A 22,459-nucleotide genomic window follows, 5' to 3' on the forward strand; every position below is an offset into this window, starting at 1 on the left:
ATACGCGCGGCTACGCCCCGCTACTCAACCAGCGGTCTGACCGCGAGCGGGCCCCTGTGCACCTTGTAGGCGGCCGACTGCGCCACCGGCTTGATGACCACGAGGTCGAGGCTGATGTGCGGCGCCAGTTCGACCATCGACACGATGGTCTCGGCCACGTCGTCGGCGGTCAGCGGGTTCGGCACCGCGGCGTAGACGGCATCGGCTGCGGCCTGGTCGCCCTTGAACCGGTTCAGCGAGAACTCGGCGGTGTGCACCATTCCGGGCGCGATCTCGAGCACCCGGATGGGCTCACCGCTCAGTTCGAGCCGCAGCACGTCGAGCACCGAGGCCACGGCGAACTTGGCGGCGTTGTAGCCGCCGCCCTTCTCATAGGCGATGTGCCCGGCGATCGAGCTCACGGTGAGAATGTCGGCGACCGCGGTGCCCGTGGCGGCACCGGCGACGGATGCCCGCAGCAGGGGCAGAAGCGCGCTGATCACCCGCTTGACGGCGATGACGTTCACCTCGTACATCCACTGCCAGTCGTCGGGGCTGCCGGCTTCGACGGTGTCGAGGCCGGCGGCTCCCCCGGCGTTGTTGATCAGGGTGCTCACGCCGCCCGACTCACCGAGGTAGGCGGCCAGGGCGTCGACGTCGGCCTGCTGGGTGAGGTCGGCGACGAAGTAGTCGGCGCCGGTCTCGGCCGCAAGCGCCTTCAATCGGTCTTCGCGGCGGGCCACGCCGACCACGGGCCAGCCGTGTGCGCGGAGCACGCGAACCGTGGCCTCGCCGATGCCCGAGCTCGCCCCGGTGACGACGGCGCGGCGATTCTGGGGTGCACTCTGCTGGTTCTCTGCCATGCCGTCAACGCTAGCCGAGTTGGGCGCGCACGATTTCTCACCCGGTGTCCATTTCTTGACCGGTGTCGATTTCTCATCCGGTGTCGATTTCTTACCCTGTGTTGCGGCAGCCGTTGACCGGTACACCGGGCATGCCTACTGTTGCGGTAGTTCTTCACCCACCGCTTTCGACAGACCAAAGGATTCATCATGACCGACAACTCAGCCGAGTGGCAGTTCGAGACCAAACAGATCCACTCGGGCGCCGCCCCCGACCCCGTCACCAACGCCCGTGCCACGCCGATCTACCAGACGACCTCGTACGTCTTCAACGACGCCGAGCACGCGAAGAACCTCTTCGCCCTCGCCGAGTTCGGCAACATCTACACCCGCATCCAGAACCCGACCCAGAACGTGGTCGAAGAGCGCGTCGCCGCGCTCGAGGGCGGAACAGCAGCGCTGCTGGTCGCCTCGGGCCAGGCCGCCGAGACCTTCGCCGTTCTGAACATCGCGCAGGCCGGCGACCACATCGTCTCGAGCGCCTCGATCTACGGCGGCACGTACAACCTGTTCAAGTACACGCTCGCCAAACTCGGCATCGAGACTACGTTCGTCGAGAACCAGGACGACGCGTCGGAGTGGCAGCGCGCGGTGCGACCGAACACCAAGCTGTTCTTCGCCGAGACCATCGGCAACCCGAAGATCAACATCCTCGACCTCGAGCTGGTGTCGGGCGTCGCGCACGAGAACGGCGTTCCGCTGATCGTCGACAACACGATCGCCACCCCGTACCTGATCCGCCCCTTCGAGCACGGCGCCGACATCGTGGTGCACTCGGCCACGAAGTTCCTCGGCGGCCACGGCACCATCATCGGCGGCGTCATCGTCGACGGCGGAAAGTTCAAGTGGAGCGAGAACTCGGAGAAGTTCCCGGGGCTCACCACGCCCGACGAGTCGTACCACGGCGTCACCTACACCGAGGCTCTCGGCGACGGTATCGCCTACATCATCAAGGCCCGCGTGCAGCTGCTGCGCGACCTCGGTTCGTCGATCGCCCCTGCGAGCGCCTGGCAGCTCATCCAGGGCATCGAGACGCTCTCCCTGCGCATCGAGCGGCACGTGCAGAACGCGCAGGACGTGGCCGAGTGGCTCGACAGCCACGAAGACGTCGCCGCGGTCTACTACGCCGGCCTGCCGTCGAGCCCGTGGTACGGCGCCGCGAACAAGTACGCCCCCAAGGGCGTCGGTGCGGTGCTGTCGTTCGAGCTCAAGGGCGGTGTGGATGCGGGGCGAGCCCTGGTGAACAACCTCAGCCTCTTCTCGCACCTGGCCAACATCGGCGATGTGCGTTCGCTGGTCATCCACCCGGCCTCGACCACCCACTCGCAGCTCACGCCGGAGCAGCAGCTGACCTCGGGCGTCACGCCCGGGCTGGTGCGGCTCTCGGTGGGCCTCGAGAACATCGACGATATCAAGGCCGACCTGGCGACCGGGCTCGCCGCCGCCCGCGAGGTGGCGCGCGCCAACGCCCTGTAACGATCGCCCCTCGTCGCCGGTTGAGTAGCGGGGCGCAGCCACGCGTATCGAAACCCGTACGCACCAGGTTTCGGTACGCCGCTGCGCGGCTGCTCAACCGGCGTCGTAACACACCGCTCGGGTTGGCCAGAATGGAACAACAATGGACTGGCAGACACCCGAAGACACCGTTCCGAGCGATTTCATCACCGACGCGCAGATCCGCTCGATCATGGGCAAACCGCCGGCCACCGGGGCCTGGCGCGACGGCGACCCCGTGGGGCGGCGCGCGTTCGCGCGCATCGGCGACGTGACGTTCGAGAGCGGCGGGGTCGTTCCCGACGTGCGCATCGCGTACGAGACGTTCGGAACCCTCAACGAGGCCGGTGACAACGCGATCCTGGTGGCCCACGCCCTGACGGGCGACTCGCACCTGGCGGGGTCGGCCGGCCCCGGGCATCCGACCGCCGGCTGGTGGGGCGGCATCGTGGGCCCCGGCCTCGCGCTCGACACCGACCGGTATTTCGTGGTCGCCCCGAACATGCTCGGCAGCTGCCAGGGCTCGACCGGGCCCGCCTCGCTCGACCCCGAGGGTGAGGAGTGGGGTGCGCGCTTTCCGTACACCAGCATCCGCGACCAGGTGCGGGCGCAGCACGGGGTGATGCAGCACCTCGGCATCACCCGCTGGGCCGCGATCGTGGGCGGATCGATGGGCGGCATGCAGGTGCTCGAGTGGGGCGTCGAATACCCCGACGAAGCCGAGCGGCTCGCAATCATCGCGGCGCCGCCGATCTCGAGCGCCGACCAGATCGCGCTCAACTCGGTGCAGATCGAGGCTATCAGGGCAGACCCGCTGTTTCGCCACGGGGCGTACTACAACGCCAAAGACGGCGAGGGTCCGCACTCCGGGCTCGCGTTGGCCAGGCGCATGGCGCTGCTCAACTACCGCAGCCCCTCAGAGCTCAACGACCGGTTCGAACGCAGCTGGCAGAGCGGCATCAGTCCGCTCGGCCACGGCGGACGCTTCGCCGTCGAGTCGTACCTCGACTTCCACGGCAACAAGTTCACACGGCGCTTCGACGCGAACGCCTACATCACCCTGGTCGAGGCGATGAACTCGCACGACGTCGGCCGGGGCCGGGGCGGCATCGTCGAGGCCCTGCGCCGGGTGACCGCCCGGTCGCTCATCATCGGCATCGACAGCGACCGGCTCTTCCCGGTGCCCGACCAGCAGCTCATCGCCCGGCACGTGCCCGGCAACATCGACGGCGACGAGGCCACCGTCATCACGTCGCGGTTCGGGCACGACGGATTCTTGATCGAGTACGACACCGTGTCGAAGGAGCTCGTCAGGCTGCTCGCCTCCTGACGACTGCCGGGCGAGCACTCGTGGTGACGGATGCTCGCCGCTCCCAGTACCATCGATGGTAGTGGGGGGTAGTCAGATGGGGAGTCTGCGATGAGGCACCAGGAGCCGTTGCTCGGCACCTCGGCGTGGCTCGAGGGAACGGTGTTCACCGTCTCGTCACTGGCGTGCCTCACGATCGCCGGCGGGGTGCCGCCGTTCACCCTCGCCCTGGGCATCGTGCTCTACGTCGTGATGCTGTTCAGCTACTTCATGCTGGGCCGGTCGAGCTCGTTCTGGTGGATCGTCATCACCACAGTGATCGGGCTCTCGATCAGCCTGCTGCTCGGCTTGCTGCCCGACCACAACCCGTCGGTGCTGAGCGCCATTCTGCTGCTCTCGGGCGGCGGGCTCGGCGCGATGGCCATCGTGCTGCAGGGCACGGCGACCGGGCGTGTGTACCTGCTGCTGATGTTCGTGGCCAACCTCGCCGTCACGCTGCCGTTCATGATCGGCACCGACGTGACCGAGGCCCTCACCATCTTCATCGTCAGCTGGTCGGTGAACGTCATGGTGGGCATCTGGGTGAACGACAGCGTGCGGCGTGCCCGCGCCCGCATCGCCTGGCTGGGCATCGCGCACCAGGCCGAGCGGCGCGCGAGCGAGCTCGAGGCGCAGCGGCGGCAGAGCGCCCGGCTGCTGCACGACACCGTGCTGGCCACGCTCACGCTGCTGGCGCACTCCGGGCGCGGGGTCGACCCCGAAGCCCTGCGCATCCAGGCGGCGGAAGACGCCGTGCTGCTGAGGCAGCTGCGGCTCGGCGAGACGCCTGTGCCCCGGGCATCCGGAGCCTACAACCTGCGCGCCGACGAGGTGGCGGCGGTCACCTCGTCGATCCTCCAGCTGCAGAAGCGGTTCGAGCGGCGCGGCCTCATCGTGCACTGGCACGGCGACGGCGACATCACGCTGCCGCCCGTCGTGCGCAGCGCATTTCTGCTCTCGCTCGGCGAGTGCCTCGAGAACGTGCGGCGGCACTCGGGGGTCGACCAGGCCGACGTGACCATCTCGCAAGACGCCGTTGGCGTGCGTGCCATGGTGACCGACTCGGGAATCGGCTTCGACACGGGAGACGTGTCGAGCGGGCGGCTCGGTATCGCCGAGTCGGTGGTGGCGCGCATCCGTGACGTCGGCGGCAACGCACGCATCTTCTCTGCGCCGGGTGCCGGTACGACCGTGGTGCTCGAGGTGCCCCGGTGAGCGGCAAGGGAGTGGTGCAGACCCCGCCGCCCAGTTCGAAGGGCCCGCACGACGAACAGAGCGGCGGGCTGCTCACCCGCCTGGTGCGCGCCCGCACCCTCGGCCCCGAGGCACTCGAAGCGCTGCGCAAAGACGTCGCGTCAGACTCGCGCATCGGAATCGGTTACATCGGCACCGGGGCGATCGTCGCCGCCATTCTGCTGAGCGTGCGCGGGCTGGCCATCTTCATTCTGAACTGGGGCGACTACACCAACCCGTGGCTCACGCTGTTCGCCTGGCTGATCGTGATCGTGGCCACCACGGTCGCCGTTCTCATCGCCAACGCCCGAGGCAGCCACCTGCCCACGCCCGCCTTCATCACGCTGCTCGTGCTGCTGGGGGTGGCGGTGGTCATCGACCTCGTCTCGGCCGGCGGCTTCGCCACGGCGGTGCCCGAGGTGACCGTCATCGTGGGAGCCGGGGCGGCATTGCTGGCGCTGGTGGCCTACCGGCCGCTGAACCAGCTCATTCTCGCCACCCTGATCCTCGCCGCCTTCCTGCTCGCGGTCACCATCGCCGGCGTGGGGTCGCAGCCGGCCGGAACACGGCCGCAGATCGAGGTGATCGTGGTCGCCGTGGCACCGACGCTCATCGGCATCCTGATCATGCGCTCGTTCAGCCGGTTCATCGACCGCGAGCTCGACCGCACGCTGGTCGAGAGCACCATCTCGTCGCCGAGGTTCGCCGTGGGCATCCAGGGCTCCGACGAACTGGTGCGGCTCGACCAGACCGCCGAAGAGCTGCTGTCAGACGTGGCGTCGGGCCGCGTGACGCTGCCGCTCGACAAAGAGCAGTCGGCCGCGGCGTCGGCGCTGGCCAGCGAACTGCGGCTGCGACTCGTGGCGGGGCGGCGCCAGACCTGGCTGCAGCACGCCATCGACGACTCTGAGGTGCTGAGCCCCACGGTCACCCTGGTCGACCCGGGCGGGCTCGCCGGCTACCTCGAACCCGACCAGCGCGAGGGCCTGCTCTCGGCCGTCTGGCTCATCGCCGCCGCCGCCACCAGGCAGCAACCGCGCCTCACGATCACGGTCGGCCCACAGAGTGATGCTGTCGAACGGCCCGGAACCGATAGAATCGCCTTTCCGATCGACATTTCTGTCGACGGAATACCGCGGCGTCGCGTCGACGTCACGATCTGGGGGGCACTTGATCGCGTCGGCCCCCACATCGAGACCGGGCGACACGGCAGCCTGCGCATACAAATGAGCGTGCATGTCGATACGCCGGAAACGTAAGATGAGCCAAAGCAGGAGGGTCGAACATGTCACCGTCGCATGACAACATTCGTCTGGCGATCGTTGATGACCATCGGATGCTGCTCGGTGCACTCACCGAGTGGATTCGTGGTGCGGCGAGCGATATCAGCATGGTCGCGGCGGTCACGACGTGGCCCGACCTGCTCACCCATGCGGAGTTCCCGGTGGATGTCGTGCTGCTCGACCTCGACCTCAAAGACAACCTGCCCATCTCGGTGAAGCTGCGGGCGCTCAAGTCGGCCGGTGTGAAGACCGTGCTGATGAGCACCTACTCAGAGCCGGTGGTCATCCGCGAGGCGCTGGCCGCCGGTGCGCTCGGCTACCTGGTGAAGAGCGAGGAGGCCGACATGATCGTCGAGGCCATCCGCGCCGCGGCGAAGGGCGAGCCGTTCATCTCGAGCGAGCTCGACCTGGCCCTCAGCGCGCAGGAGCTCGGCGGCGCCCCCAAGCTCAGCGCCCAGGAGCGCCGCGTCATGGCGCTGTACGGCGGCGGCGAGCCGGTGAAGCAGGTGGCAGAGCAGCTGAGCATCTCTGAAGAGACGGCGAAGAGCTACCTCAAGCGCATCCGCGAGAAGTACCGCGTGCTCGGCATCGACGTGGGCACGAAAGTGGCGCTGCGCCGCCGGGCCATCCAAGACGGTCTGCTGCTGCACGACGACTACCTCGACACGAGCGACCAGTCCGAGAGCGCAGCGACGCCGGCGGACTAGGCGGCGGCGGGAGACGCCGGCCGACTAGGCGGCAGCGGGCGTCACCGCAGCGAGGCGCGCCCGGTCGCGGCGCTCCAGGGCGAACGAGGTCAGCGCAATGGCGATGCCGAGCAGCGTGAGGCCCACGCCCACCCAGATCGGGGCGACGTAGCCGAAGCCCATGGTCAGCACGACGGCACCGAGAATGGGGCCCAGGGCGTTGCCGAAGTTGAGCGCCGAATGGTTGAGGGCCGCGGCGATCGACTGGCTGTCTCCGGCCACGTCCATCAGGCGGGTCTGGATCATCGGCGAGATCGAGGCCGCCGCGACGCCCACCATCAGCAGCCCGACGAAGAGGCCGACCGGGTTGGCGGCGAACAGCAGCAGTTCCACGAGCGTGATCACCAGCAGAACGTAGAAGCCGACCATCGAACGCTTCAGGTTGTGGTCGGCGAACCAGCCGCCGAGCAGGTTGCCCACGGTCATCCCGACCCCGATCACGACGAGGGCGAGCGGCACCACCGAGACCGGCAGGCCGGTGATCTCAGTGACGATCGGCGAGACGTAGGTGTAGACGCAGAAGAACCCGCCGAAACCGATGGCCCCGATGCCCACCGTCAGCCACACCTGGGGTCGACGGAACGCCGTCAGCTCCTGCCGCATCGTGGCCGTCGGGTCGCCGGGCAGGTTCGGCACCGAGAGGGTGACGGCGATCAGGGCCAGAACGAAGATGCCCGCCACCACGAGGTACGACACCCGCCAGCTGGTGGCCTGCCCGATCGCGGTGATGACCGGCACGCCGACCACGTTCGCCACCGTGAGGCCGGCGAGCACCAGTGCGACACCCCGGCCGCGCTTGCCCGGGCCCATCAGCGAGGCGGCGACCAGGGCCGCGATGCCGAAGTAGGCGCCGTGCGGAAGGGCGGAGACGAAGCGCGCGAGCACGACGAGGCCGAACGACGGCAGCACGGCCGACGCGACGGTGCCGACGATGATCATGCCGAGCAGGCACATCAGCACGATCTTGCGCGGAAACCGGGCCGCGACAGCGGCGATGGTGGGCGCTCCGACGACGACGCCGGCGGCGTAGGCGGTCACGAGCAGGCCGGCCTGGGCGTTGGCCTGCTCGGTCGACACCGCGTAGACGGCGGGCAGCAGGTCGTGTGCCAGGTTCGGCAGCAGGCCCATCGCCACGAACTCCGTACAGCCGATGCCGAAGCCGCCCAGGGTGAGGGCGAGCAGGGCGATGCGAACGCGCCACGGCGAGAAAACGTGCGTCGCGGGCTGCGGGCGCGAGGGGGCGGCCGGGCTGAGGGTCGGTGATGTCACTTCCCTATCGTAAGGCGAAACCGGGCCAAAATCGAATCGATTCGATTCTGTGTCGCTCGATCGGTATGCGAGGGCTGCCGCGTACCGCCGACCGTGTCGCACGATCGCTGCGCACGGGCCGGTGAACGCCGCCGGCCGGCCGGAGTCAGTCGCCGAGGGCCTCTTCGAGACGCTCGACCTTGCCGGTGAGCTCACCCGAGAAACCGGGGCGGATGTCGGCCTTCAGCACGAGCGAGACGCGCGGCCCGAAGGCACCTACGGCCTCGGTGGCCCGGCGGATCACGTCGAACACCTCCGTCCAGTCGCCCTCGATCGTCGTGAACATCGAGTCGGTGTGGTTGGGCAGGCCCGACTCGCGCACGATGCGCACCGCGGCCGCCACAGCGTCGTGCACCGAGGCATCCGGATTGTCTCCACCAGAGGGAGCGACAGAAAAGGCGACCAGCATCAGAGCACCACGCTTTCGACAGGGGCAGGAACCTCGCCCGGCGCGCGCACCCGGGCCCGGAACAGCGACCGCACCGCGAGGGCGAACAAGACGATGACAAGCACGTTACGCGCAGTGAGCACGATGAGCATCACCGGGTCGAGCGACAGCAGCCAGTCGTAGAGGTAGGGGTAGATGATCTGGGTGAGGGCGCCCAGCACGGCGGCGATGACGGCGAACGCCCCGAACCGCCGGCCCTGCCACACGATGCCGAGAATGATGGGCGCGCTGATCCAGAGCATGAACTGGGGCGACCCCACCTTGTTGAAGACGATCAGCGCCGTGACGAGGGCCAGCGAGAGCGCCGGCAGCACCCGTGTGGTGGTGGCGCCCGAGCGCACCACCCAGATGGCAAGGGCGAGAACGACCACGACCGCGATGGCGAGCAGCGGCGTGGTGAGGAAGTCGGCCACCGAACCGCCGTCGCCCTTCACCTGGAAGGTCAGAATGTCTTGGTCGTAGTACACCTTCGAACCGGGCACGCCGAAGTAGGCCATCCACATCCACGGCAGGCTGATCGGCGCCTCGACCTGCAGGCCACGGCCCGTCTGCTGGCTCACGAAGCTGAACAGGTTCGCACCCGCGCCGAGCAGCAGGCCGATCACGGCCACCCCCACCGCGGCGACCGCGGCGCCGATCGCGACGGCCAGGCGGCGCTTCACGGCGATGACCACGGCGACGATGAGGGCCGCCGGCCACACCTTCACCCACATCGCCAGCGCGAGCAGAACGCCCGACACGGCGGGGCGACGGATGGCCAGCAGCAGCCCCACGATCACGAGCGCCACCTCGAAGGTGTCGATGCGACCGAGCGCCACCGGCCCGAGCAGCAGCAGAAAGCCGAGCCACCACCATGCGGCCACGAACCTGATGTCGGGAGTGAACCCGGCGGCATCGTCGGCCGTGACTTCGGCCGAGGGCGCACTGGTCGCGCGCGAGTTCAGGATGAACGCCAGAACGGCCGCGTTCGCGATCACCACGAGCAGAAGCCAGCCGATGCCGTACAGCGAAGGGCCGAGGCCCATCGCGGCGATCATCGGCAGCAGCGCGAGCAGCGGGTACACGAACGGACCGTCGATGCCGACCCAGTACCCGTTCAGGCCGCTCTCGATCCATTCGCGGTAGACCTGCGTGACGTCGCCCCAGGGCAGGGTCGGGGCGGTGAGGCCTATGATTCCGAGCCAGGCGTGAAGGAGAACGAAGGCCAACCAGATCACCCAGGGAGTTTTTGCCAGTCGACGCACCACGTAATCATATGCGCCGCGTCTGGCCGCCCCGGTTTGCGGCACTCCCGCAGCCGAAACACAGCGCACGCCCCGGAGCCTCCCAGCGTCTCGCCAACCTGCGCTGCTTAGCTCAGACCCACGATGAAAAAGCCGGTCAGCATCAGCCTTGCGCTCGTCGCGATGGCTCTGTCGGTGGGGCTGGTCGCGGCCGTCGCCGCGCCGCTGCTCAACCGCGCCGCGCCCGCCTCCGCCGACTCGTCGTCGACCAGCGTGATTCCGAAGGTCACCGACGGCTCGGCAGCCTCGATCGCGAGCGGCAAGAACCTCGACGGCACCTGGTCGGTGCAGCAGGGCTCGACGGCCGGCTACCAGGTCACCGAGGGCCGCGACGGCGCGGTGCTCACCGGCTCGACCGACGATGTCGACGGCACCCTCACGGTCAGGGGCCGGAACCTCGTCGCGGCCGAGGTCACCGTCGACCTGTCGACGATCACCTGCGGCAACGCGGCCGCCGACCGGTACCTCAGGCGCACCGCGCTGCAGACCGACCGCTACCCCACCGCCGAGATCACCCTCGACGAGCCGATCGACGTGGCGCTCGGCTCGGTGGCCGGTCAGATCCAGACCATCACCGGAACGGGCAGCCTCACGCTGCACGGGGTGACACGCCCGGTGAGCCTCACCCTGCAGGCGAGCTTCGGCGCCGACGGGGCGACGGTCACCGGCACGATTCCGATCGACTTCACCGAGTACGGCGTCACGGGGCCCGACTTCGGGTTCGCGGTGGCCGACACCTCGGCCACGGTGGGGTTCGCGCTCGAGGCCGCGAAGCAGTAGCGCGGGCGCGTAAGCAGGTCGCAAGCGCAGGTCGTCAGCGCCCGGCGCGCCCGCACACCGTCGGCGGCGTCAGCGCAGGGCGGCGATCGTGGCCGGAAGGGCGTGGGCGATGTCGAGCGCCACGATCGGTCCGCCGCCCGAGGCGCGCTCCCCCGCGAGCCCGTGCAGCACCGCCGCCGTGGCGGCCAGGTTCGCCAGCGCGGCGCCGACCGCCGACCCGTCGTCGGGTCCGAGGTCGGCGTGATGAGTGGCCAGCAGGGCGCCCAGGATGCCCGCCAGCACGTCGCCCGACCCCGCCGTCGCGAGCTCGGTCGTCGGCGCCGTCACCCGGAACCCGCGCCTGGACCCTGCCGTCACCACGTGCGTCGCGTGCCCCTTCAGCAGCACGGTCACGTCGAGCAGGTTCGCCGCATACGCGGCCCAGCGTGCCGGGTCGGCGACGATCTCGTCTTTCGTGACCTCGACCTCGCGCGCCTGCAGCACCGTGAGCAGTTCGCCGGCGTGCGGCGTGATGACCACCGGCCCGGTCGCTTCACCGACGAGGTCGAGCGCCCCGGCGTCGACGACCGCCGGATGCCCGCTCGCGAGCGCCTCGGCCAACTCCGCCCTGACGCCGCTCTCCCGGTCGGCGGCCGACATTCCCGAACCCACCAGCCAGGCCTGCACACGCCCCTCGGCCGTGACCACCTCAGGTCGTCGTTGCAGCACCATGCGGGTCGCCCGGCCCGGACCGAGGTACCGCACCATGCCCACGCCGGTGCGGGTCGCACCCTCGACGCCAAGTACGGCCGCGCCGGGGTAGGCCGACGAGCCCGTCATGATTCCCAGAACCCCGCGGGAGTACTTGTCGTCACCCGGTTTGGGCCGTGCGAGCCACGGCCGGACATCCGGGGCACCGAAATCGACCCAGTCGACCTCGGGCACGTCGGCGACGTCGGGCAGGTCGGCGTTCGCGGCGCGGTCGGAGTCTGCGTCAGGGGTGCGGTGCGCATCTTCGGTCATGCCTCAACGATAGGCACCAGCGCGACGTGTCGCACCGCACTCGAAGCGACCGGGCTCCGCTGTTCGGCAATCGTCATCTGTGGGGGGATGGAATACGCGCCGCGCGCCGCGACTTGAGGCCAAGGTGACCCAGATCGAGACCTCCACTGCCCCGCTGCCCGCCGAGACCGGTACGACCGGCCTCTTCGACCCCTTCACCCTGCGCGACACTGTCTTTCGCAACCGGCTGTGGGTCGCGCCGATGTGCCAGTACTCCGTCGAGAAGCAAGACGGGGTGCCCACCGACTGGCACCTCGCGCACCTCGGCTCGTTCGCCTCGGGCGGGGTCGGGCTCATCCTCACCGAGGCGACCGGTGTGACGCCGGAGGGCCGCATCTCGCCGCAAGACCTCGGGTTGTACACCGACGAGCAGCAGGAGGCGTTCGAGCGCATCGTGCGGCTGATCCACGCCCAGGGAGTTCAGGCGGGCATCCAGCTGGCGCACGCCGGGCGCAAGGCGTCGACGTTCCGGCCGTGGGCCGAGCAGAGCGGTACCGTTCCCGAGGCCGAGGGCGGTTGGCGCGCCGTCGCACCGTCGGCCATCGCGTTCCCGGGGTACGACGAGCCGCAAGAGCTCAGCGCCGAAGAGATCGAGGGCGTCGTCGAGGCGTTCCGGGCATCCGCCCGCCGTGCGATCGACGCCGGATTCGACGTGCTCGAGCTGCACGCGGCGCACGGCTACCTGCTGCACCAGTTCTTGTCGCCGCTGAGCAACACCCGCACCGACGCCTACGGCGGCAGCCTCGAGAACCGAGCGCGACTGCTGCTCGACGTCGTTCGTGCGGTGCGTGCCGAGGTCGGCGAGAGTGTGCCCCTGTTCGTGCGCCTGTCGGCCACTGACTGGGTGCCCTCGGGCGGCTGGGACGCCGAACAGACCACCGCGGTCGCGGCCTGGGCTCGCGAGGCCGGAGCAGACTTCTTCGACATCTCCACGGGCGGCAACGTCACGGGCGTGACCATTCCCGTGGGCCCCGGCTACCAGGTGGAGTTCGCCGCACAGGTGCGCGCCGGCGCGGGCGTGCCGACCAGCGCCGTCGGGCTGATCACCACCGCCGAAGAGGCCGACGCGATCGTCTCCTCCGGCCAGGCCGACGCCGTCATGATGGCGCGCCAGTTCTTGCGCGACCCGCACTTCGCGCTGCAGGCCGCCCACGACCTCGGCGTCACCCTCCCCTACTGGCCCGCCCAGTACACCCGAGCCGCCTGGCGCTGACCCGCCCCATCTCGGCCGCCGGCCGCCGGCCGCCCGGCCCCGGCCCGCCCGGCCCCCCGCCCCCCGATCGATTCACGAGTTCGAAACAGTGTTAACGCCGAACAGCCACCCGAACTCGTGAATCGATCGACCCCGGCGAGTCAGACGAGCATCCCGCGCGCGCGAAGAGCCTTGCGCACCCGGGCGACCGTGTGCGCAGCGTCGTGGCGCAGACCAACATCGCGCACCTTCACGACAAGACAGTCGGCGTCGAGAAGTCGTTCGAGCCGAACCTGGTCGTTCTCGTAGATCGCTCGATCGGTGCGGTGCTGGTCGCCGTCGTACTCGACCACCACGCGCTGCCGCCGGTAGAACAGGTCAGCCCGGGCTGCCCACGTGCCCCGAGCGTCGAAGACGTCGACGTTCAGCTCGGGTTCTGGCAGCCCGGCGCGAATCAGGAGCAGGCGCAGAGAGGTTTCGCGCGGCGACTCGGCTCCGTCGCGAACGACCGGCAGCGCCGTCGTCAGCATGCGCTTGCCCCGACCCACATAGCCGCCGATCCGCGCCTCGAGTTCGGCGACGGTGGTGAACGGGCGCGGGTCGCCCTGCCTCCTGAACGCCGGGGTGAGAACGGCCGCGTCTCCAGCCGCAATGAGCTCATCGAGGCACACGAAGGGCGCCAGCTGGCACCACGCGGTACAGATGTCGACGACCGGATGCCCGAACCGCCGAGTCACCAGCACACACGGGTCGGTCAGCGAGTGTCCGATCACGCGTGCGGCGGTCGGCGCGCGGCCAGAGTGGTCGTTGCCCGCACGGCGTGCACCGAGCACCGAGACGTGCAACGGGAGCGGCTGCAGCCGAGCCGACGCCACGGGAAGCCCCCAGAGCAGCGCCGCCGTGGCGTGGCTGAAGAACTGTCCCGGCTTCAGCCGCGGGGCGTAGGCGTCGCACCAGTCGCGCACCGAACGCAGTTCGTCACTCGCGGATCGAACGCCGCGAAACGGCGCCGAGAGGTCAGATGCCCGCAACCGGTTCACCCGCACGCCGGCCTGCCGGGCATCCGCCGTGCTGAAGGCACGCCGCTGGAACTCGCGGGGTAGCTCAGCTCGCCGACTCATGCCCCCCAGTCTCGACCCGACCTCCGCCCACATCGGGCTTATCCACAGCCCCGCCGACGCCCGGCCGACCCCCGCGAATCGACTTCGAGGTTCAGAACAGTCGCCGCCCGAAACACTGTTCCGAACTCGTGAATCGATCGAGGGGGCGGGGGTGGGGTGGAGGGGGCGGGGGGTCAGTCGCGGCGGGTGGCGTCCTGCACCTCGCCGACGAGCTCCTCGATGACGTCTTCGAGGAAGAGCACGCCGGTGGTGGCGCCGTTGGCGTTGAAGGAGCGGGCGACGTGCGCGCCGGTACGCCGCATGGTGGCCAGGGCATCCTCGAGCTCGGTGGCGTCGTAGATCGACGCGAGCTGGCGGATGCGCTTGGCGGGTACAGGGTCGTCGAACTCGTCGTCGTCGAGGTCGATGACGTCTTTGAGATGCAGGTAGCCCTCGGGGTTGCCCGACGCATCGACGATCACGTACCGCGAGAAACCGTACTTCGCCACCGCGCGCTCGATGTCGGCCGGGGTCGCCGCCCGGGTCAGCGTGACGAGCCGGTCGGTCGGCAGCGCGACATCGGCGACCGTCTTGGCCGTGAACTCGAACGCCGCGTGCAGGGCGCCCGAGTTGTCGTCGAGCACACCCTCACGGGTCGACTGCGCGACGATGTTCGAGACCTCGTCGAGGGTGAAGGCGCTGGCGGCCTCGCTCTTCGGCTCGACGCCGAACAGCCGCACCACGCCGTTGGCCGACGAGTTCAGTGCCACCGTCGCGAACCGCAGCACCCGTGCGAGCCAGACGAGCGGCGGCGCCAGCAGCAGCACCGCGCGGTCGGGCAGCGAGAACGAGAGGTTCTTCGGCACCATCTCGCCGATCACCACGTGCAGGAACGACACCACCACCAGCGCGATCACGAACGCCACAGACCCGATGACGTCTTCGCTCCAGCCTGTGAGCCCCAGCGGCCCCTCGAGCAGGTGATGGATGGCCGGCTCAGACACATTCAGAATGAGCAGTGAGGCGACCGTGATGCCGAGCTGGCTGGTCGCGAGCATGAGTGTCGCGTGCTCCATCGCCCAGAGCGCGGTCTTGGCGCGCTGCGAGCCGGAGTCGGCGAGCGGCTCGATCTGCGACCGCCGCGCCGAGATGACGGCGAACTCGGCGGCGACGAAGAAGGCGTTGACGAGCAGCAGCACGACAAGCCAGGCGAGTCCGGCCCAGTCAGACATCAGGCACCCCCGCGCTTCTTGAGGTCGGCGGGAATGTCGGCGAGCACCTCGACGGGCGTCGGGGTGAACCTGATGCGGTCGATGCGGCGACCATCCATTCGTTCGACACGCAGTTCGCCGTCGGGCAGCGGCACCACGTCGTTGACCTCGGCGAGACGGCCGAGTTCGCTCATCACGAAACCGGCGACGGTCTCGTAGGGCCCGTCTTCGGGCACCGTGACCCCGGCCCGTTCGAGCAGCTCGTCGGGCCGCAGCTGGCCGGGGAACGACACGGTGTCGCGCCCCTTCACAACGCCGACGCGCGAGCGGTCGTGCTCGTCGTTCAGTTCGCCGACCAGCTCTTCGACCAGGTCTTCGAGCGTGACGACGCCGGCGGTTCCGCCGTACTCGTCGAGCACGATGGCCATCTGGTAGCCCTTGCCGCGCAGCTCGCCGAGCAGGATGTCGAGCTTCATCGTCTCGGGCACCCGCAGCGGTTCGGTGAGCAGCGCCACCACGGGCACCTCGGCCCGGCGCGACCGCGGCACGCTCACGGCCTGCTTGATGTGGGCGACCCCGACCACGTCGTCGATGCTCTCGTCGACGATCGGAAACCGGCTGTACCCTGTGCTGCGGGCGAGCTCGAGCACGTCGTCGGCCGTGTCGGTGCGCTTCAGCGCCGCGATGCGCGGCCGGGGGGTCATGACGTCGGAGGCGTCGTGGCTCGAGAACAACAGCGTGCGGTTCAGCAGGGTGGCGGTGTCGACGTCGAGGCTGCCCTCGAGGGCCGAGCGCCGCACGAGCGACGACAGCTCGTCGGCGGTGCGCGCGCCAGACAGCTCCTCCTTCGGCTCGATTCCGAACAGCCGGATGATCGCATTCGCGCTGTTGTTCAGCACCGCGACGGCGGGCCGGAACACCATCGTGAACGCCCGCTGGAACGGGATCACGAGTTTGGCGGTCTGGATCGGCAGGGCGAGGGCGAAGTTCTTCGGCACCAGCTCGCCGATGATCATCGACAGCAGCGTGGCGATCACGATCGACACCACCGATGCGACCACGGTGCTGACGGCGTCGTCGAGCCCGAGGGCGTCGAACGCCGGCCGCAGCAGATGGCTGATCGCCGGCTCCATCAGGTACCCGGTGAGCAGCGTGGTCAGGGTGATGCCGAGCTGGGCGCTCGAGAGGTGGGTCGAGGTGATCTTCAGCGCCGAGATCGTCGGGCCGAGGCCCCTCTCTCCGCGTTCCTGCCGGCCCTCGAGATCAGAGCGGTCGAGGTTTACCAGCGAGAACTCGCTCGCCACGAAGAACCCGGTGCCGACGGTTAGCACGAGGCCGCCGAGCAGCAGCAGCCAGTCGGTCAGCATGAGAGGGCTTCTGCAGCAGGCGAAGGCCGGCGCGAGAAGATGGTCGGAGAGGGTGAAGGAGGATCATCCATGAGTCTTCGCAATCATACAGATTCACGGCCGGCGAAAGCTGGTGAAAGCTGGCATTCACCACGAAACGGGCAGCGCCTTGCCCTCTTCGTAACCGGCAGCCGACTGGATGCCCACCAGCGCCCGCTCCTGGAATTCGGCCAGCGACGCGGCACCCGCGTAGGTGAACGAACTGCGCAGCCCCGACGTGATCATGTCGAGCAGGTCTTCGACCGACGGACGCAGCGGGTCGAGGTAGATGGTGCTCGACGAGATGCCCTCGGCGAAGAGCTGTTTGCGCGCCAGTTCGTACGCCCCCAGCCGCCCGAAGCGGTCGGTGACGGCCTTCGCCGACGCCATGCCGTAGTTCTCCTTGTACAGTCGGCCCGCCGGGTCGCGCTTCAGCACCCCGGGCGCCTCGATGGTGCCGGCGAACCACGAGCCGATCATGACGGATGCCGCACCGGCCGCCAGCGCCAGGGCCACGTCGCGCGGGTAGCGCACTCCCCCGTCGGCCCACACCCGTGCTCCGTACAGAGTGGCCGCGGCGGCGGTCTCGAGCACCGCGGAGAACTGCGGCCGGCCGACCGCCGTCATCATGCGCGTGGTGCACATGGCGCCGGGCCCCACACCCACCTTGATGATGTCGGCGCCCGCCTCGACGAGGTCGCGCACGCCGTCGGCGGTCACGACGTTGCCCGCCACGATCGGCAGATGCAGCCCGGCGTCGCGCACCGTTCTGATGGCGGCGACCATGGAGTCCTGGTGACCGTGCGCGGTGTCGAGTACCAGCACGTCGACCCCGGCCGAGGCCAGGGCCCGGGCCTTCGCGGCCACGTCGCCGGTGATACCGACCGCCGCCGCCACGCGCAGCCGGCCGTGCGCGTCGACCGCGGGTTCGTAGATGGTCGAGCGCAGTGCTCCGGTGCGGCTGAGCGTTCCGATGACCCGCCCGTGCCGGGTGATCGTTGCAAAATCGAGACCTGCGGCGACCATCGCGTCGAACGCCTGCCGCGGTGACCCGATGTCGTCGGCGTCGAGCGACGTCAGCGGGCCGTGCAGCAGGTCGCCGAGGCGGGCATCCGGCAGCGCCGAGGCCAGCCGCAGGGCCGGAATGCAGCCGAGGAAGGTGCCGTCGGCGTCGTGCACGACGATGCCCTGCCCCGCCACGGCCGGCAGCACGGTCAGCGCCTCTTCGACGGTGGCGTCGGGCCTGAAGTCGAAGGGGGTGTCGTAGAGCACCGACTGCGCCTTGACCCACCGGATGGCCGCGTCGAGGTCTTGCAGGTGCATGTCTTGGGGCAGCACGCCGAGGCCGCCGCGCCGGGCCAGTGTCGCGGCCAGCCGCGGCCCGGTCACCGAGTTCATGTTCGCCGCGACGAGCGGAATCGTGGCGCCGGTGGAGTCTTCTGGCGCCAGCGACACGTCGAGCCGCGAGCGGATGTCTGACCGGCTCGGAACCAGGAACACGTCGGAGTAGGTCAGGTCTGTTCGCTGCTGTTCGTGCAAGAACTTCATGCGCATTACGCTAGCCCTCTTGCTCGCCCGATGACCCGGGCGCCGCCAAAGTGGGCTTAAGCTTGAAGAGCACGTGTCGGCGCGTGAATCTCTGCTGCGCAGCTGTCTGGCACGTCTTTCATACGTGATCTGACGAAAGTGGGCGATCGGCTGTGTCGAGCCAGTTGACCGGAACAGGAACCGACGACAGTTCGTCGGGCGAATTTGGTGCGAACGAGTGGCTGGTAGACGAACTCTACGAGCAGTACGTCGCAGACAAGAACTCGGTCGACCAGTCGTGGTGGAGCATCCTCGAGCACTACAAGCCGAGCTCGGGCGAGGTCGCCTCGGGCGAGACCCCCTCGGGCCAGGCCGCCTCAAGCGAGGCCACATCGGGCGACACCGGGGCCGAGCCGTCGGCCGCCGCCGCCACCCCCGCTCCGTCTGATGCGTCGACGGGCGAGGCCCAGATTCCGGATGCCGTACCCGTCAGCGACGCAGCCACCCCCGCGCCTTCCGCACCCGCCGCGGCAGCCGCACCGGCGACCGCCCCCGTTGCGCGCACCACCTCGAAGCAGGCGTCGCCGCAGCCGATTCCGGCCGAGGCCGTCGTGCGCGACCGCAGCGCCGAAGAGGAGGCTGCCGAGCAAGACAAGGTCACGCCCCTCCGCGGGCCCGCGAAGTCGCTGGCCACCAACATGGAGGCGAGCCTCAGCATCCCGGTCGCGACCAGTGTGCGCAGCATCCCGGCCAAGCTCCTCATCGACAACCGCATCGTCATCAACTCGAACCTCAAGCGCTCGCGCGGCGGCAAGGTCAGTTTCACCCACCTCATCGGCTGGGCGCTCGTGCAGGTGCTGAAAGACTTCCCGAGCCAGAACGTGTTCTACGACGTCGTCGACGGCAAGCCCGTCGTCGTCTCCCCCGCGCACATCGGCCTCGGCATCGCCATCGACATGCCGAAGCCCGACGGCACCCGCTCGCTCGTCGTGCCCGCCATCAAGCGCGCCGACACCATGACGTTCGGCGAGTTCCTCGCCGCATACGACGACCTGGTCGCAAAGGCCCGCAGCGGCAAGCTCGCGGCCGGCGACTTCCAGGGCGCCACGATCTCGCTCACGAACCCCGGCGGAATCGGCACGGTGCACTCGGTGCCGCGCCTCATGAAGGGCCAGGGCGCCATCATCGGTGCCGGGGCGCTGGAGTACCCGGCAGAGTTCCAGGGGTCATCCGTTCGCACCCTCACCGACCTCGGCATCGGCAAGGTCATCACGCTCACGAGCACGTACGACCACCGCGTCATCCAGGGCGCCGGCTCGGGCGAGTTCTTGAAGAAGGTGCACGAGCTGCTGATCGGCGAGCGCAACTTCTACCAGGACATCTTCGCCGAGCTGCGCATCCCCTACGAGCCCATCCACTGGGCACCCGACATCAGCGTGAGCGTCGACGCGGTCGACAAGACCGCCCGGGTGCAGGAGCTCATCAACTCGTTCCGCGTGCGCGGCCACCTGATGGCCGACATCGACCCGCTCGAGTACCGTCAGCGTTCGCACCCCGACCTCGACATCGAGAGCCACGGCCTCACCCTGTGGGATCTCGACCGCGAGTTCATCACGGGTGGCCTCGGCGGCACCCGCACCGCCCTGCTGCGCGACATCCTCGGCATTCTGCGCGATTCGTACTGCCGCAAGACCGGCGTCGAGTACATGCACATCCAAGACCCGGCCCAGCGCGCCTGGATCCAGAGCAAGGTCGAGCGCAAGTACGCCAAGCCGTCGCACGACGAGCAGATGCGCATCCTCGAGAAGCTCAACGAGTCTGAGGCGTTCGAGACGTTCCTGCAGACGAAGTACGTCGGCCAGAAGCGGTTCAGCCTCGAGGGCGGCGAGTCGACGATCGCGCTGCTCGATGCGATCATCCAGGCCGCCGCCGACGAGGGCCTCGACGAGGTCGCCATCGGCATGGCCCACCGCGGCCGCCTCAACGTGCTGACCAACATCGCCGGCAAGACCTACGGCCAGATCTTCCGCGAGTTCGAGGGCACCCAAGACCCGCGCACCGTGCAGGGCTCGGGCGACGTGAAGTACCACCTCGGCACCGAGGGAACCTTCTCCGGCAGCGACGGCACCGAGATCCCGGTGTACATCGCCGCGAACCCGTCGCACCTCGAGGCGGTCGACGGCGTGCTCGAGGGCATCGTTCGCGCCAAACAGGATCGCAAGCCGAAGGGCACCTTCTCGACCCTGCCCATCCTCGTGCACGGTGACGCGGCCATGGCCGGCCAGGGCATCGTCTATGAGACGTTCCAGATGGAGAAGCTGCGCGGGTACCGCATCGGCGGCGCCATCCACGTCAACATCAACAACCAGGTCGGCTTCACCACCAGGCCGTCGGATGCCCGGTCATCCGTCTACTCGACCGATGTCGCCAAATCGGTGCAGGCCCCGATCTTCCACGTGAACGGCGACGACCCCGAGTCGGTCGTGCGGGTGGCGCAGCTCGCCTTCGAGTACCGCCAGGAGTTCCACGCCGACGTCGTGATCGACCTGATCTGCTACCGCCGGCGCGGCCACAACGAGGGCGACGACCCCTCGATGACCCAGCCCCTGATGTACAACCTGATCGAGGCCAAGCGCTCGGTTCGCCGGCTGTACACCGAGTCGCTGGTCGGCCGCGGCGACATCAGCCAGGAGGAGTACGAGGCCGCGCACCGCGACTTCCAAGACCGCCTCGAGCGGGCCTTCGCCGAGACGCACGCGGCCCAGACCTCGTCGATTCCGATCATCACCGACGACATGAACGCCGTTTCCGACCTCGAGCGCCCCGAGGCGCAGCAGAACGACGACGGAGCCGGCGAACCCGACACAACGGGTGTTCCCGCGTCGACGGTCGCCCTCATCGGCGATGCGTTCAACAACGTGCCGGCCGGCTTCACCGTTCACCCGAAGCTACAGCAACTGCTGCAGAAGCGGGTGGAGATGAGCCGCAACGGCAACATCGACTGGGCGTTCGGCGAGCTGCTCGCGCTCGGCTCGCTGCTGCTCGAGGGCACCCCCGTTCGCTTCTCGGGGCAAGACACCCGGCGCGGCACCTTCGTGCAGCGCCACGCGGTGCTGCACGACCGGGAGAACGGCCAGGAGTGGCTGCCGCTGGTCAACCTCAGCGACAACCAAGCCCGGTTCTGGATCTACGACTCGCTGCTGAGCGAATACGCTGCCATGGGCTTCGAGTACGGCTACTCGGTCGAACGCCCCGACGCGCTGGTGCTCTGGGAGGCCCAGTTCGGCGACTTCGCCAACGGCGCCCAGATCATCATCGACCAGTTCATCGCGGCCGCCGAGCAGAAGTGGGGCCAGCGTTCGTCGCTCGTGCTGCTGCTGCCGCACGGCTACGAGGGGCAGGGGCCCGACCACTCGTCGGCCCGCATCGAGCGATTCCTGCAGCTCTGCGCCGAGAACAACATGACGGTGGCCCGACCCTCGACCCCGGCGTCGTACTTCCACCTGCTGCGCCGCCAGGCCTACGCCCGGCCGCGTCGCCCGCTGATCGTCTTCACCCCGAAGGCGATGCTGCGCCTGCGCGGCGCGACGAGCTCGGTCGAAGACCTCGCCCAGGGCCGGTTCGAGCCGGTGCTCGACGACCCGCGCGTCGCCGAGGGTGCCGTGCAGAAGCCGAACGTGAAGCGCGTTCTGCTGATGGCCGGCAAGATCTACTACGACCTGCTCAACGAACTGCAGAAGTCCCCGAACGACGACGTCGCGCTGGTGCGCCTCGAACAGTACTACCCGTTGCCCGAATCCGAACTGCGCGCCGTCGTCGAGAGCTACCCGAACGCCGAGCTGGTCTGGGTGCAGGATGAGCCGCAGAACCAGGGCGCCTGGCCCTACGTCTGCCTCGAGCTCGCCTCACGGCTGCCGCAGGGCCGCACCATCCGCGTGGTGTCGCGTGCGGCATCCGCCTCACCGGCCGCCGGCTCGGCGAAGCGTCACGCCAAGGAGCAGGCCGAACTGCTCGAGCGGGCCCTCGCGCTGTAGGGCGTCGACGAGGGTTTCGGGTTTCGATACGCGGCTGCGCCGCTACTCAACCAGCGGCAGCGTCACGCCGGTTGAGTAGGGCCGCAGGCCCGTATCGAAACCACCAGCCGCAGCACTCCGCGGGTTTCGATACGCGGCTGCGCCGCTACTCAACCAGCGGCAGCG

17 protein-coding genes are annotated in these 22,459 nt (G+C 69.0%); 8 read left to right on the forward strand and 9 right to left on the reverse strand.

Translation table 11 applies throughout. From position 1 onward, the window contains the following. Window positions 1–20: 20 nt before the first annotated feature. Window positions 21–842, reverse strand: a complete 822-nt coding sequence (locus V3W46_RS07125) for an SDR family oxidoreductase (protein WP_331782398.1) — start codon at window positions 840–842, stop codon at window positions 21–23. Window positions 843–1,031: 189 nt separating this feature from the next. Here V3W46_RS07125 and V3W46_RS07130 point away from each other — a divergent pair, with 189 nt between their 5' ends. From V3W46_RS07130 to V3W46_RS07150, 5 genes are all read left to right on the forward strand, one after another. Further along, window positions 1,032–2,357, forward strand: coding sequence for a bifunctional o-acetylhomoserine/o-acetylserine sulfhydrylase (locus tag V3W46_RS07130; protein WP_331782399.1), 1,326 nt, complete (start codon window positions 1,032–1,034; stop codon window positions 2,355–2,357). 142 nt (window positions 2,358–2,499) lie between these two features. Next, window positions 2,500–3,705, forward strand: coding sequence for a homoserine O-acetyltransferase MetX (gene metX / locus V3W46_RS07135; RefSeq protein WP_331782400.1), 1,206 nt, complete (start codon window positions 2,500–2,502; stop codon window positions 3,703–3,705). A gap of 90 nt (window positions 3,706–3,795) precedes the next feature. Then, window positions 3,796–4,938: a sensor histidine kinase gene (locus V3W46_RS07140; RefSeq protein ID WP_331782401.1), complete on the forward strand. Its 1,143-nt coding sequence runs from the start codon at window positions 3,796–3,798 to the stop codon at window positions 4,936–4,938. Beyond that, window positions 4,935–6,215 (forward strand): hypothetical protein, encoded by a 1,281-nt coding sequence (locus V3W46_RS07145; RefSeq protein ID WP_331782402.1) that lies wholly within the window; start codon window positions 4,935–4,937, stop codon window positions 6,213–6,215. Before V3W46_RS07140 ends, V3W46_RS07145 begins: the two co-directional genes overlap by 4 nt. A 26-nt stretch (window positions 6,216–6,241) precedes the next feature. Beyond that, on the forward strand, window positions 6,242–6,946 hold the full coding sequence (locus V3W46_RS07150) for a response regulator transcription factor (protein WP_331782403.1): 705 nt from the start codon (window positions 6,242–6,244) through the stop codon (window positions 6,944–6,946). A gap of 24 nt (window positions 6,947–6,970) precedes the next feature. Here V3W46_RS07150 and V3W46_RS07155 read toward each other — a convergent pair whose 3' ends face one another. The 3 genes from V3W46_RS07155 to V3W46_RS07165 form a co-directional block, all read right to left on the reverse strand. Then, window positions 6,971–8,254, reverse strand: coding sequence for an MFS transporter (locus tag V3W46_RS07155; protein ID WP_443069953.1), 1,284 nt, complete (start codon window positions 8,252–8,254; stop codon window positions 6,971–6,973). 145 nt (window positions 8,255–8,399) lie between these two features. Beyond that, the gene (locus tag V3W46_RS07160) at window positions 8,400–8,702 is read right to left on the reverse strand and encodes a thiamine-binding protein (protein ID WP_331782404.1); all 303 of its coding nucleotides are present in this window, start codon (window positions 8,700–8,702) and stop codon (window positions 8,400–8,402) included. Next, window positions 8,702–9,958: a glycosyltransferase 87 family protein gene (locus tag V3W46_RS07165; RefSeq protein WP_331782405.1), complete on the reverse strand. Its 1,257-nt coding sequence runs from the start codon at window positions 9,956–9,958 to the stop codon at window positions 8,702–8,704. The genes V3W46_RS07160 and V3W46_RS07165 overlap by 1 nt, the downstream gene beginning before the upstream one ends. Before the next feature lie 150 nt (window positions 9,959–10,108). Between V3W46_RS07165 and V3W46_RS07170 the strand changes: the two genes are divergently transcribed. After that, entirely contained in the window at window positions 10,109–10,804 is a 696-nt protein-coding gene (locus tag V3W46_RS07170) for a YceI family protein (protein ID WP_331782406.1), read from the forward strand. A 69-nt stretch (window positions 10,805–10,873) separates the two neighbouring features. Here the strand turns inward: V3W46_RS07170 and V3W46_RS07175 are convergent, their stop codons facing one another. After that, a complete protein-coding gene (locus tag V3W46_RS07175; protein ID WP_331782407.1) occupies window positions 10,874–11,806 on the reverse strand; it encodes an ADP-dependent NAD(P)H-hydrate dehydratase in 933 nt (310 codons plus the stop codon). A gap of 124 nt (window positions 11,807–11,930) precedes the next feature. On the opposite strand from V3W46_RS07175, the gene V3W46_RS07180 reads away from it, so the two are divergent. Next, window positions 11,931–13,058 carry an NADH:flavin oxidoreductase/NADH oxidase gene (locus V3W46_RS07180; protein ID WP_331782408.1) on the forward strand — a complete coding sequence of 376 codons (1,128 nt, stop codon included), beginning with the start codon at window positions 11,931–11,933 and terminating at the stop codon, window positions 13,056–13,058. 140 nt (window positions 13,059–13,198) lie between these two features. Here V3W46_RS07180 and V3W46_RS07185 read toward each other — a convergent pair whose 3' ends face one another. From V3W46_RS07185 to V3W46_RS07200, 4 genes are all read right to left on the reverse strand, one after another. Beyond that, the gene (locus V3W46_RS07185) at window positions 13,199–14,158 is read right to left on the reverse strand and encodes a hypothetical protein (RefSeq protein ID WP_331782409.1); all 960 of its coding nucleotides are present in this window, start codon (window positions 14,156–14,158) and stop codon (window positions 13,199–13,201) included. A 173-nt stretch (window positions 14,159–14,331) separates the two neighbouring features. After that, window positions 14,332–15,369 (reverse strand): hemolysin family protein, encoded by a 1,038-nt coding sequence (locus V3W46_RS07190; RefSeq protein ID WP_331782410.1) that lies wholly within the window; start codon window positions 15,367–15,369, stop codon window positions 14,332–14,334. Then, window positions 15,369–16,715 carry a hemolysin family protein gene (locus V3W46_RS07195; RefSeq protein ID WP_331782411.1) on the reverse strand — a complete coding sequence of 449 codons (1,347 nt, stop codon included), beginning with the start codon at window positions 16,713–16,715 and terminating at the stop codon, window positions 15,369–15,371. Before V3W46_RS07195 ends, V3W46_RS07190 begins: the two co-directional genes overlap by 1 nt. Window positions 16,716–16,841: 126 nt before the next feature. Then, the gene (locus V3W46_RS07200) at window positions 16,842–18,281 is read right to left on the reverse strand and encodes a GuaB1 family IMP dehydrogenase-related protein (protein ID WP_331782412.1); all 1,440 of its coding nucleotides are present in this window, start codon (window positions 18,279–18,281) and stop codon (window positions 16,842–16,844) included. Window positions 18,282–18,433: 152 nt separating this feature from the next. On the opposite strand from V3W46_RS07200, the gene V3W46_RS07205 reads away from it, so the two are divergent. Beyond that, window positions 18,434–22,294, forward strand: coding sequence for a multifunctional oxoglutarate decarboxylase/oxoglutarate dehydrogenase thiamine pyrophosphate-binding subunit/dihydrolipoyllysine-residue succinyltransferase subunit (locus tag V3W46_RS07205; protein WP_331782413.1), 3,861 nt, complete (start codon window positions 18,434–18,436; stop codon window positions 22,292–22,294). The last annotated feature ends 165 nt before the right edge of the window (window positions 22,295–22,459 follow it).

It is taken from the genome of Subtercola sp. YIM 133946, assembly GCF_036553535.1.
Lineage (GTDB): Bacteria > Actinomycetota > Actinomycetes > Actinomycetales > Microbacteriaceae > Subtercola.